The organism is Streptomyces sp. NPDC088354 (genome assembly GCF_044753585.1).
In the GTDB taxonomy this organism is placed as follows: Bacteria; Actinomycetota; Actinomycetes; order Streptomycetales; family Streptomycetaceae; genus Actinacidiphila.
The window spans coordinates 641,451-653,570 of record NZ_JBIVNJ010000001.1; the positions used below are offsets into that span (position 1 = coordinate 641,451).

The window sequence follows — 12,120 nt, forward strand, 5'->3', positions numbered from 1 at the left end:
AGGGTGCCCGGGTGCCCGACTCCTCCCGCGACTCCCTGGCCGGCGCAGGCTGGGAGAGCCAGAAGCCCGGTTCGTACCAGGAGTTGATGCCCGCCCGGGTGGTCAACCTGTCGTGGCTGAACCCGGCCACGCTCTGGAAGGCGCGCAACGGCCCGCTGGCCGCGCTGTTCGGCGACCCGACCGGCGCGGACCGGCAGCGCTGGGTGGCGGGCCAGGTGGAACGCGGAGCCGCGACCGGGGACCTGGTGATCGAGCGGGACGACCCCGACGCGTTCTCGTTCCTCCTGCTCGGCGACACCGGCGAGGGCGACGACCCCCAGTACGCCGTCGTCCCCGGTCTGTTGAAGGCCGGGGAGGGCACGCGCTACGCCGTGATCTGCAGTGACGTCCTCTATCCCGTCGGCAGCGCCAACGAGTACGGCACCAAGTTCTTCCGGCCCTACCGGGACTACGACGCCCCGATCTACCCCATCCCCGGGAACCACGACTGGTACGACGGCCTCACCGGCTTCATGCGGGTCTTCTGCCGCGCCCCGGCGCTCCCGCGGTCCCCCCGGCCCCGCGCGCTCACGCCCGCCTGGTGGCGCACGCTGCTGTGGGCGGAGCCGGACACACCGGACGACGCCCGACTCGACGCGGACCGCCTCATGCGGTCCGCCCCCGCGCAGGCCGCGTCGCTGCCCGGCCCGTACTGGGCCATGGACACCGGGCCGATACGCATCATCGGGATCGACACCGGGCTCCTCGGCGACATCGACCGCGAGCAGGGCGAGTGGCTGCGCCGGGTCTCCCGGGGGCCGCGTCCCAAGATCCTCGTCACCGGCTCCCCGATCTACGTGGACGGCGAGCACCACCCGTGCGCCATCGAGGGCGGCGGCACGGTCGACGAGATCGTCCGCGACCCGGCCCACCACTACGTCGCGGCGATCGGCGGCGACATCCACAACTACCAGCACTACCCGGTCGACGTGGACGGCCGCCGGATCGAGTACGTCGTCTCCGGCGGCGGCGGGGCCTTCATGCACGCGACGCACACCATCCCGCGGGTGGCGGTCGGCGGCGTCACCGAGGACGACTTCCGCTGCTACCCGATGCGCGGCGACTCCCTCGCGTTCTACAGCCGCCTCTACGGCCGCCGGCTGCGCATGCGCCGGTTCTTCGACCTCACTCCGGACCAGGCGGCCGCGGCCCTCGCCGAGCGCCTCGACCTCAAGCCGGTCCGTGCCACCGGCGCGGCGGTCACCGCGCGCACCCGCTTCGTCGCCGGGCTGCTGGGTGCGCCGCCCCGTCCGCACCGCGGGCGCCGGATGCGGCTTCCCGTCCGCCGGGTCCTCACCCGGCTGCTCTCCCCGGGCTCCGCCACGTACAGCCCGCCGTTCTTCAAGAGCTTCCTGCGGCTGGACGTGAGCCCGGCCGCGGTGCGCGTGCGCTGCTTCGCCGCCACCGGACTGCGGGAGCACGAAGTGGACCCGCCGGTCGAGGACGACTTCACGATCCCCCTGCCGGGCGGCGCCTGAGCCACCCGCCGAGGGGGCGCCTGCCGCGCCCCTCGGCAGCCGGGCCACCTGCCTCACCGACGCCTGCCCGTGCACGCTCCCGTGCCCGAACACCTCCACCGCCCGGGTGGTGGAGCGCACCGCTTGGAGGTCGGGTGGACCGGCCGGTGCCGTCGGGGTGGGTGGTCCGTGCGCCGCGTGTCGTGGCGGATGAGGGAGAGGACCGAGGCGCACCGCCGGCCCTGCGCTGCCTGACCGCAAGCCACGCGCAGTCACGGTGCTCCCCGCCCGGAAACCCCTTGCCGGGCCGACGCCACCAGGGTGAACATCGCCGCATGATCGGAGCAGAGGGCCGGATACTGGCGCGGGTCGTCCGGACATGCCACGGCTGCCCGTCCCAGTGGGACGCCTGGACCGTCGGCGGCCGGTACCTGTATCTGCGCCACCGCCACGGCGAGGGCGGCGTCGAGCGGACCCCGGACTCCTGGAACGAGGGACGCCCGGAACTCCTGGTGGAGTGGGACGACGGCACGGCCACCGGCGTCATCGGCCCCGCCGAATTCCTGCTCGCCGCCGGACTCGAACCGGCGCCGGGGGCGTCGATCGCCTAGCGCACGGCGTTGCGTGACCGCGAGAACGCGAAAGAGCCGGCCCGGGGAATCGCGTCCCCGGGCCGCCTCAGCCTCTTGCTTCGCCTATCGAAATTCGATAGATTCCCATCGTTAGTCAATGGGATGAGGGGTCATGGGAAAGCTGACAGTGCACGCGCTGCACGCCGTGCTCGTGGTGGTGCTCGCCGGCACCGTGTTCGTGCAGGTGTCGATGGTGTGGGTGTTGGTGTCGGGGAGCGACCCGGAGGACGGGTCGCTCCCCCTGACGTCGTTCCGCGTGATCACGATCCTGGGCATGGTGGCGGCCCAGGTCGCCCTGGTCGCCGTGTGGCGGCTGGTGACGATGGTGCGACGCGGAACCGTGTTCTCCCACGCCGCCTTCCGCTCCGTGGACGCCGTGATCGGCGCGATCGTGGCGGCCGCCCTCCTGTGGTTCGCCGTCACGGCCGTCAATGCGCCGGGCCAGCGGGAAGACCCGGGTGTCACCCTCATCATGGGCGGGATCGGCGTGGCCATCCTGGGGGTCGCGCTCATCGTGCTCGTACTGCGGATACTGCTCGCCCAGGCCGTGGCGCGCGACGTCGAAGCGGCGCAGTTGAAGGCCGAGTTGGACGAGGTGATCTGATGCCGATCGCCGTCGACATCGACGTGATGCTGGCCAAGCGCAAGATGTCCGTGGGCGAGCTCGCGGACCGCGTCGGGATCACCCCCGCCAACCTTGCCGTACTCAAGAACGGCCGCGCCAAGGCGGTGCGCTTCGCGACCCTCGCCGCGCTCTGCGAAGTGCTCGAATGCCAGCCGGGAGACCTGCTGCGCTGGGAGGCCGAGGTCACCGCGGACGCATGAGCCTTCGGTCACGCATCGGCCCGGGGCGGCGGATCACCCCGGGCCGATGCGGCCGATCGGCTGCCCGATCCGATGCCGGGCCGGCCGGAACCCGCGCCGCCCGGCAGTGCGCTTCACGTGCGGGCCGCCGGGATTCGTCATGCCGCCCAGGAAGCACGCGTGCAACCGAGCCGCGTGAAGGCGGCCCGGTGGGAGACCGTGACGGCGCGGGACGGGAACACTGGGCAGATGTTCATCGAGACTCTTGTGCCGGTGTCGAGTGATCCCGCAGTGGACCTGTTCGTCACGCAAACCGGCGGCTCCGCCGAGCGGCCTCTGCTGGTGGTGCACGGAGGTCCTGACTGGGACCACACCTATCTGCGTGAGCCCGTCGCCGAACTCGCCGACCACCGCCGGATCATCCTGCCGGACCTGCGCGGCTGCGGGCGGTCGACCCGGGGCCTGGCCGATGACGCGTACACCCCCGCAGCGGCGGCCGGCGACCTCGTCCGGCTGCTGGACGCATGGGAGATCGGGCGGGCGGACGTCCTCGGCTTCTCCTACGGAGGGCTGATCGCCCAGCGGCTCGCTCTGGCCGCTCCCGAGCGGGTCCGCCGCCTGGTGATCGCGTCGAGCAGTGTCCTGCCGGTGCCCCCGGACGCGTTCGAGGGCTGGCAGGAGCGCACTGAACGCATGACGGCCGAGGCCGGCGTGTGGTCCGACCCCTCGTTGTCCGGACCCGAACTCACCCGCGCGGCCGCTCTGGCCGCCGCGCCGGCCAACGTCTGGCGCCCGGAGGCTCTGCCCGGTTGTCTCGACGTGCTGAGAGGCATCCGCTTCTCCGCCGAGTGGATGCGGCCCTGGCAGGCCGGCACACTGCCGAGCGCCCGCCATCCGGATGCGGCCCAGCGGCTCGCGGACACCGGCATTCCCGTGCTTCTGCTGCACGGACGCCAGGACATGACCTTCCCCGCTGACCTCGTCGAGACCACCGTCGAGCTGATCCCGACCGCACGAGCCGCGGTGATCGAGGAAGCGGGGCACATGACCCACATCGACCAACCCCGCGCTTGGCTCAAGGCTTTGGACGACTTCCTCTCCGAGGACTGACAGGCCGAGCGGTCTGTCGCGCGGGAAGTGATGCGGGCGCCTGCCGGCACCTGGGCGACCGGCAAGGGCCTGACGGTCAGGCAGGCCCGGTCAGTGCTCCCCGCCGGGGAGCACTGCCACCGGAGAGTCCGTTCTCGCTGCCGCGTGGTGCAGCCGCAACTCGCGGGGGCTCACGCCGTACTCCGCCTTGAAAGCGCGGCTGAAGTGGGGTGCGCTGGCGAATCCCCACCTGTGGGCGATCGCCTCGATCGTCATGAACTGATGCACCGACGAGGCCAGTTCCCTCCTGCACTGCTCCAGGCGCTGCGTCCGTACCCATTCGCCGAGGGTGATTCCCGCTCGGGACAGGGTCAGGTAGAGCTGGCGTACGGACACCTGATGCTCGGCCGCGATACGCGCGGCAGTCAGGTCGGGTTCTGCCAAATGGAGGCGGACGTATTCCTGAACACGATGAAGGAGTGTGTTGTTGAGAGGTGCTCCGGCCAGGTCGTCCCGACCCAGGGTCATGGTGACCACAGCCCTGATCAGGTCGAGACAGGGCTCCGCGAGCAGGGCGGTCTCCGCCTCGTCGGCGGTGGGGTGAGCACGGGCCAGCCGGGTGAAGAACCCGACCGTGGCACCCACGACCGGGCGCTCCGAACTGAGGCCCACGGCTGTGACCTGCTCGAGCAGGGACGGTCGCAGTCCCAGGACGTTCGTCGGGACGCGCACGAGGACCGAATGCATCGTGCCGTGGAAGAAGACCTCATAGGGCTTCGCGTTCTCGAGCACGACGAGATCTCCCGCCCGTGTCACGCCCTGCCTTCCTCCCTGCTGGAACCAGGAGACCCCGGCCTCCTGGAGATGTAGGTGAACGTGCGGCACCAAGTCCTCGTCCACGGGGGGATCAGCACGGCGGAGGCGGGTCACGTTCCAGCCGATTTCCGAGACGGTCACCGACCCCACCGCGCTGGTGGTCGCATTGGCCATCAGGTGATTCGGGTTCGGCGGGAGGCCCACCTCTATGCGGCCGTTGATGGCCCACGAGAATTCACGGACCGCTTCCGCGCGATCGCCGGGAGGCAGCGACGCCACATCAAGTCGATCTGCCATGCGGGCTTCCTCCTGAACCGGTCATGGAGCCTGCGTTGTGCGGGGCAGGCATCCACCGTACTGCGGTAAATCGACCGCTTTACGGGCTTTACTGCATTATGAAACTTTATTTCCGTGTGATCTTGCTGGACGCCGGCGGACCGCGGGTGCCGTCTTGTGAGGCGCCGCCGCTCCCCTTCGGAAGCCGCAGGGGCTCGGGAGCCCGGGGGAGGCGGCCGATCGGCGGCACGGCCGCCACCGGCCGCCGCTGCTGAGGTCGACAGTGGATGCCAAAGGCCCCGCACCATGATCCGTGCGGGGCCTTCTTCCCTGTGCCGAACCGCTCGACGCGAATGGTGGACGCGACGTCGGGACGGGACCGGACCGTCAGTAGCGGGCGCCGATGGGGGCCTGGATGGCGTCGAGGTCGGCGAGGTCGGCGATCGAGAGTTGGAGGTCGGCGGCGCCGGCGTTGTCGGCGAGGTAGGTGGGGTTCTTGGTGCCGGGGATGGGGACGATGTGGGGTCCCTGGGTGAGGAGCCAGGTGAGGGCGATCTGTGCGGGGGTGGCTCCGGTCCGGTCGGCGACGGCGCGGACCTTGGCGGCGATGTCGAGGTTCGCGCGGAGGTTGTCCTGCTGGAAGCGTGGCAGGCGGCGGCGCTGGTCGTTCTGGGGGAGTTCGTCGAAGGAGGTGAAGCGGCCGACGAGGAAGCCGCGGCCGAGGGGGGAGTAGGGCAGGAGGCCGATGCCGTGCTGTTGGCAGTGGGGCAGGACTTCGGCCTGGACGTCGCGGGTCCACAGGGAGAACTCGGACTGGACGCTGGTGACGGGGTGGATGGTGTGGGCGCGCTGGATCTGCTCGACGGTGACTTCGGAGAGGCCGAGGTGGAGGGCCTTGCCGGCGGTGACCGCCTCGGCCATGGCGCCCCAGGTCTCCTCGATCGGGACGTCGGGGTCGACGCGGTGGAGTTGGTAGAGGTCGATGTGGTCGGTGTTCAGGCGGCGCAGGCTGGCGTCGATGGCGGCGCGGACGTGCTCGGGCCGGCCGTTGGGCTTGACCAGTGGGGAGCCGCCGGGGCCGCCGGTGGGGTCGATGGATTCGAGTCCGACCTTGGTGGCGATCACGGCCTGGTCGCGCCGTCCGGTCAGGGCGCGGCCGAGGAGTTCCTCGTTGGTGTAGGGGCCGTAGACGTCGGCGGTGTCGATCAGGGTCACGCCCAGGTCGAGGGCCTGGTGGATGACGGAGACGGAGGTGGCCTCGTCGCGCTGGGTGGCCATGTCGTAGGCGAAGCTCATGCCCATGGCGCCCAGGCCGATGACGCCGACCTCGGGTCCACGGGTGCCCAGGGTGGTAGTACGCATGCCGGTGTTCTGCCTTCGTGTCGGATCGGACTGCTACGACCGATGCTAACTCGACGACCGGTCGTCTACTAAGGTCGGCGGGACCTTGCATCCTTGGCCGGGAGCTGCTGTGGCGTGAGTGATCATGGCGCCGCAGGCTTCCGGCGCGTCGGGCACCCGCGGCCGAGGGCCGATCCGGATGCGGGCGACGTCAGTCTCGGTGACGACGCCGACGAAGGCCACTCGGAGCACCCAGCGCGTCTTCTTGCACATGCGTGGCGCGGCCGTGATCGCGAGAAGGGGCCGGTTCCGGGGGATCACGCCCCTGAACCGGCCGGCCCTGACCCTGTACTCCAGGCAGGGTTCGAGCCTGCGAAGGCGCCTCCATGGACGTCTCCGGTCGTCTTCGGCTTCCTGGTTCCGGGTTCGTCCATCGGCGTTGAGGCCATCTGGTGATGTCGGCTCGCGCCGGTGCCGGTGCTGGGAAGGCACTGCAAGCGGCGTCAGGTGCTCCGGTCGGCGCTGTCAGGAGTGTGCCGATCAGGAGACCTCGACGGCCCACCGCCGGCAGTCCGGAACGCTCAGGAGCTCGGCACCCGGCGGCCGGCCCATACCCTTGATCCGGGTCATTGTTGCCGCCCGTTGCTTCCGCTCAATCGGGCATACGGTGGGTGCGACGGAGTCGCCAGGCGCGGATCTCGCTGTAGAGCACGGCTACCGCAAGGAGCAAGAGCATGGTCTCCGCGCTCGCTGACCATGGTTCAGCGAGCCACCAGTGACCTATGACCACCCACCCGGCGCTGATCAGCACGGCGAGGAGGTAGCCGCGCAGACGGACGCGCAGCCGCATGTCGTGGCGTGGTTCAACTGCCATGACGGCCCCGTGTCATCGCGTGAGGATGCCTGATCACAAGCGTATGGTGCTCACCTCTGCCCGGTAGGTCAATGCTCCCGCAGGGAACCGGTGTTGGAGCGGGTTTCGACTGGCTCCTCTGGAAGTGACGCGCCAAGCACCCTACTTGCGCCGGACTATCGCCCACGGCTTCTGACCTGTGGTGAAGCCGTGCGGTTGTTCTCGTCCGTCAATGGTCGTTCGCCTCGGCCGGCCCGGCGACGGCCCGTGAGAACGGTCGGCGGGCTTCGACGCCCGCACCCGGCGGGAGCGCTCGGCTGGAGATCACAGAGGCCGGCCCAGCAGGCGTCTCGGCCATGAGGTTTTCCCACTGGCCGAGCTCATGGGCGCAGTAGCGCGGCAGCAGGTCGCGGTACTGCTCGAACTCGGCATCGGACGGCGGGCCGTCCGGAGCAGTGCCGGTGTCCACAGGCGCACGCTCGGAGCTCGGCACAGCGGTTTCGCCGGGAGCTGCCGTGGGGCGGAAATTCGGGGCCCGTTCGCCGGCCGCGCATCGGGCTGGCTCTTGCCTGCCCGAATAGCTCGATGTGCGCCCCGATCTTCGAGGCTCGCCCCATGGCGGCTGCTCAGCCACATGGACCGGCTGTTGAGAAGGCGCGTCGCCCGGTGACCGGTCGCCGCATGCCGTGAAAGTAATGGAGACCCCCGGCTATGGCAGCTTGGGGTCTCGTCGTTGAACGCGGGCTCAGTGCCTCGGGGCTGACGACGCTCGGTTCCGCAGCAGTTCGTGAGCCGCTCGGACGACATTGCTGGTGATCTCGTCCCGGGAGATTGTCCAGTCCTCGTTCCAGTCGTCGAGCTGGATGGCGCACGTGACAATGGGCTGCAACTCGGGCGGATATCGGAGTTCCATGGCTGCCTCGGTCCAGACCATGTCCGCGCCTGTTGCGGGGTTGAGTGAACCATCGGCGATCTGATCAGCCAGCCAGTAGGCCAGTTCCCAACGAGCGGCAGTCGGATCGGCTGGTGGTTCGAAGACGAATCCGAGCTCTTCCATCACCTGATCGAACAGCCCGGACGCCTCGGGTTCCTCGCGCCGACCGAGGCCGGCCAGCAGCGGCAGCGACGGCGTGTCCACGTCGACCAGGAGGGCGTCGAGTGCCACTTTGATGAGCCGATCGGAGCCCACGTGGCGTCCGAACGCACGTGACCGCGCGAGCATCTTCAGCTGTTCGACGGCTTCGTCCTCGGTCATGCTGTACCCCCTGTCGACCACGCCGGACCGGCATCGTGTCACGTCAGTGGCTGTCGACCACAAGCGTTCATAGGGCGCTCGAAACGGCGAGTGGGGTGATCGCATCCGGAGAGTCGGCAGACCAGCGGATGGCCGCCATCGAACGCCGCCGTTGATGTCAGAAGTAGATGTCAAAGGCCCCGGACCTCGATCGGTCCAGGGCCCTTTCCCTTGTGCCCCAGGCAGGATTCGAACCTGCGACACCCGCTTTAGGAGTTCGTTCGTGGCTGTGCGCGCGCTGCTACGGCCCTACGACATGGGCCCGAGGCAGGCCGCCTGCTTCCGCCGAGGTCCTCGGGCGTTCGGCTCCGTTGCCGTCATCTTCTGCCGTCGGGTGAGGCACATGGGGGCTGCTGCTGAAGCCACGCTGTTGCTGCGGCTTCAGCCTCTTCTGGCTGGGTCAGTTGGTCCGGCGCCAGCGGAGTGTCCGGGTCGTAGCGGTGACCGGTACGGTCGGCCTCGGCGACGCTGGTGATGGCCAGGTGGGCGCCGTCGCTCAGCGTGAACGTGATGTTGCCCGAGGGCACTCCGGCGGTGGGGGAGCCGAAGGACCGGGTATACGGGCGTCCACGGAAGGAGATTGCGGTGGCCTCACCCGCACTTGCCGTCGAGTTGTCGGTCAGTACAGCCACGGGCGGGACGGGACGGCTCAGCTCGTAAGGGGAGGTCCCGAAGGTCTCTGCCTGGCTGCTCCCGGGGAACTCGCGGTGGAGCTGCCCGCCGCGGATGGCCCAGGACCAGGAGTGGTACGCATCGCCGTTCGGGGCAACAAATCGGCCGAGCCGCCCGTTACCGAACAGCGGTGCGACGGCGGCGATCATGGGGTCCATGCTGCCGCCGCGGTTTCCGCGCAGGTCTACGATCCAGCCGCATACGCCGGCGCGGTCCAGCCTCCGCACGGCGGCACGGGCGGCCTGGACGTACCGCCGGTCCGCCGTGGACCTTCCGAAAAGCCTCTCGGGCAGGACGACAAGTCCAACCCGGCCCGACACGACGCGGCCCGTCGGAACGGGCACCTTGGCGGCCGGGACCGCCTGACTCGCGCTCACCATCTCCGGAGGATCCAACTCGCTGTGCTTGTTGAGGTACCGCGCCGCGTCATCGATGGCACGATGAGTGTCGTCGGCGGTCTGTGCGCCCTGGGCGAGTGAATAGGTCCACTGCCGCAGATCGGCCCAGTCGGTGTGCTCGCTGGCAATGGAGTACTGCTGCAACAGACTCAGCGCGTGATCCAGGTAGGCCCGGGCCTGCGGGGACATACCGTTTGATGCGGCGTTCGGGGAAACCCTGCCTTCAGCCGCCCTCATGGGGACGGCATCGCCCGCGGTGAGCAAAACGGCGCACAAGAGTACATACCCAGCGGTCCGGACCCGGACCGTCACCATGCAGGCCATTGACGTCGTCCCCCCATTGCAGCACCCAGCTTTTGGCGTGCGCGCGAGATGATCTCACCACGTTCAGACAGCGGCAAGCGATCCCGCCGGCGTCGGACCCGACACTGAGTACTGACTTGTAAGTTCAGCCCGGCTCCACGCTGCCTGCTGCCGACGACTCGGGCGACGGCCGGACAGAGACTCTGGTGTACGGCTCTGTCCGGCGTCGTTGATGTCAGCCGTGGATGTCGGAAGCCTTCAGCCTGTGCTCCTACAGACCGCGCAACGCCTCATATAGATCAGCGTATGCTGACCAGCAGTCGATGCTGCCGTCTTCGTACAGGCTGCCCATGTACCAGTCGTCATCATGGACAGGCTTCACGAGGCACAGGCTGTGGAATCCGAGAACGATCTCCGGGTGCAGGACCTCGTCGGGGGCTCCGGGGCGGGCTACCCACTTCACCACCCGGTTTGGATTCAGGGCGACAGCCTCTTTGTCCCCGGATACGTCACGGATCTGCTGAAGGGTCCATCCAGGGGGGAGCTGTGCGTCTGCCATCCATGGATGGTCTCACCCACCAGGCGCGGAGTACCGCTTTAGGAGCGAGGTGGGGCGATCACCGGCCTGACCTGTGGATTCCCCGCCTTGGACGGAGTGGGCGGCGCGTTCCCCTGCGCACCGCGATTCCCCCTGGCTCCCCGCCTGTTCTGGCACGAGAGTGGCACGAGCGCACGGCCCCTCATCGGATGACGCAGATGTCCGGCATGGGCGCTCTCCACTCGCCGAATTCGGCGATGAGGATCCGGCGGGCCAGTTGGCGTGCTTTGATCCACCCTGGATCGCTAAAAAGTGCGCCCTTGGCCCACCGGGCGGCGTTCTGGTCACCGCTCATCTCGTTCAAGACCACGTCTATGTCGTGCAGGTCGGGCAACACATCGCGGCTGAGTTGTCCCTCTTCCACCAGTTGCCCCGTCAAGAGGAAGGCGTGATCGAAGTCCAAGGCGATCTCATCCGTGGGGACGCCGTACTTGTCCAGCCACTCCACCTGGACCGAGGGATCAGCGGCCAGCACGGTGAGCGACTCGACCCACAGGCGCCGGCGGAACGAAGGATCGATAGTGGCCACGGCACGATCCTCGCACGCGCCAGCTGAGCCCTGACGGCTCACTGACCGAGCGCGACGGCCTTTAGCTCACGGCCTCTTCGTCCCGAAGCAATGCATGCGGTGCTGCGACCTGCGGCTGAACCGCCCGTGACCTGGGCGGACTGTCCGGGAGCGTCAGTAATTGTGTGCCCTGGTACGGGGCCGTTGTAGCGCAGTTAGACACTCAGTGATGGCAGATAGCTGTTGCACTCAGGCCTTCAGCCACCGCCGACGATGTTGCCTGTGCGTGGGGAGGCTGGCCGCACTGCGGATGGCATCAGCGACCTCGTCCGCACGTGTTTGCCGACCGAACCATGCGGACGTCGTGGCCTTCTGCACTGCTGTGGCAGTGTATGTCGCGCCATCCTGGGTCGTGATCACTAGGCCCGTATAACCGGGCTCCACTGACGCGATGGTGGCCAAGTGCAGGCTTTGCGTGTGGAACAACCTTGCGATGACCAGAGTGTCTGCCGTGAGCGTGAGGGCGCTCCGCCATAGGTGCCAAGCAAAGATGGCTGAGGCGCCGAGGGCTATGACCAGCACCATGATGGCGCCAGGATCTCCGGAGATCGCATCAGGAGCAGCAAGAACCCCCACTGCCGCGTAGAGCATTGCGACTGCGCCGAGTCCTATGCGGCTGGACAGCTTGGGCCGCCAGGTGCACAACTGATGATGCGAAGTCTTTGGCGCCGGCACCGCGCGGCGCGCGGGCCTGCTACTCGTGGCCGCTGACATCGCCGACAGATGTCCTGCCGTCGTTCCTGGTACTGCGGACTCGGTCGACCACAAGTCCGCCCACTGCAACAAGCATGCAGACCGCGCCTACTCCGAGACCCAACCGCAGCAGCAGCGGCCGCCCTCCGCTCAGCGCGCGGGCTCCGAACCAGATCGCTGCGGCCGTTAGCCCCAGACCTTGCAGCCACCATCTATCGCCTTGGGCTTCCGCCACCGCGCTCTCCTCGACCTTGCGCACGATGATCGCATTATGGATCAACCGCGAC

At 68.8% G+C, this 12,120-nt stretch carries 13 protein-coding genes; 5 read left to right on the forward strand and 8 right to left on the reverse strand.

Going from position 1 to position 12,120, the window contains the following annotated elements:
- Positions 1-11 precede the first annotated feature (11 nt).
- The 5 genes from ACIP98_RS02995 to ACIP98_RS03015 all read left to right on the forward strand — a co-directional run bounded on the left by ACIP98_RS02995 (position 12) and on the right by ACIP98_RS03015 (position 4,042).
- Complete coding sequence (locus tag ACIP98_RS02995; RefSeq protein WP_401973353.1) at positions 12-1,517, forward strand: metallophosphoesterase family protein; 1,506 nt, start codon at positions 12-14, stop codon at positions 1,515-1,517.
- Between the two features lie 314 nt (positions 1,518-1,831).
- Positions 1,832-2,107 carry a hypothetical protein gene (locus ACIP98_RS03000; RefSeq protein WP_401973355.1) on the forward strand — a complete coding sequence of 92 codons (276 nt, stop codon included), beginning with the start codon at positions 1,832-1,834 and terminating at the stop codon, positions 2,105-2,107.
- Positions 2,108-2,240: 133 nt separating this feature from the next.
- Positions 2,241-2,732, forward strand: coding sequence for a DUF2975 domain-containing protein (locus tag ACIP98_RS03005; RefSeq protein ID WP_319663047.1), 492 nt, complete (start codon positions 2,241-2,243; stop codon positions 2,730-2,732).
- Positions 2,732-2,953, forward strand: a complete 222-nt coding sequence (locus ACIP98_RS03010; protein ID WP_319663048.1) for a helix-turn-helix transcriptional regulator — start codon at positions 2,732-2,734, stop codon at positions 2,951-2,953. Before ACIP98_RS03005 ends, ACIP98_RS03010 begins: the two co-directional genes overlap by 1 nt.
- Positions 2,954-3,181: 228 nt before the next feature.
- Complete coding sequence (locus ACIP98_RS03015; RefSeq protein ID WP_401973357.1) at positions 3,182-4,042, forward strand: alpha/beta fold hydrolase; 861 nt, start codon at positions 3,182-3,184, stop codon at positions 4,040-4,042.
- 90 nt (positions 4,043-4,132) lie between these two features.
- Here ACIP98_RS03015 and ACIP98_RS03020 read toward each other — a convergent pair whose 3' ends face one another.
- The 8 genes from ACIP98_RS03020 to ACIP98_RS03055 form a co-directional block, all read right to left on the reverse strand.
- Positions 4,133-5,134 (reverse strand): helix-turn-helix domain-containing protein, encoded by a 1,002-nt coding sequence (locus ACIP98_RS03020; RefSeq protein ID WP_401973358.1) that lies wholly within the window; start codon positions 5,132-5,134, stop codon positions 4,133-4,135.
- A 366-nt stretch (positions 5,135-5,500) separates the two neighbouring features.
- Positions 5,501-6,475 carry an aldo/keto reductase gene (locus ACIP98_RS03025; protein WP_401973360.1) on the reverse strand — a complete coding sequence of 325 codons (975 nt, stop codon included), beginning with the start codon at positions 6,473-6,475 and terminating at the stop codon, positions 5,501-5,503.
- 631 nt (positions 6,476-7,106) lie between these two features.
- The gene (locus ACIP98_RS03030; RefSeq protein ID WP_401973362.1) at positions 7,107-7,328 is read right to left on the reverse strand and encodes a hypothetical protein; all 222 of its coding nucleotides are present in this window, start codon (positions 7,326-7,328) and stop codon (positions 7,107-7,109) included.
- A 208-nt stretch (positions 7,329-7,536) separates the two neighbouring features.
- The gene (locus ACIP98_RS03035) at positions 7,537-7,776 is read right to left on the reverse strand and encodes a hypothetical protein (protein ID WP_319663051.1); all 240 of its coding nucleotides are present in this window, start codon (positions 7,774-7,776) and stop codon (positions 7,537-7,539) included.
- A 276-nt stretch (positions 7,777-8,052) separates the two neighbouring features.
- A complete protein-coding gene (locus ACIP98_RS03040) occupies positions 8,053-8,562 on the reverse strand; it encodes a hypothetical protein (RefSeq protein WP_401973364.1) in 510 nt (169 codons plus the stop codon).
- A gap of 356 nt (positions 8,563-8,918) precedes the next feature.
- On the reverse strand, positions 8,919-9,860 hold the full coding sequence (locus ACIP98_RS03045; RefSeq protein ID WP_401973365.1) for a S41 family peptidase: 942 nt from the start codon (positions 9,858-9,860) through the stop codon (positions 8,919-8,921).
- A gap of 385 nt (positions 9,861-10,245) precedes the next feature.
- Complete coding sequence (locus ACIP98_RS03050) at positions 10,246-10,533, reverse strand: hypothetical protein (protein WP_401973367.1); 288 nt, start codon at positions 10,531-10,533, stop codon at positions 10,246-10,248.
- Between the two features lie 181 nt (positions 10,534-10,714).
- Complete coding sequence (locus ACIP98_RS03055; RefSeq protein WP_401973368.1) at positions 10,715-11,101, reverse strand: hypothetical protein; 387 nt, start codon at positions 11,099-11,101, stop codon at positions 10,715-10,717.
- Positions 11,102-12,120: the final 1,019 nt, after the last annotated feature.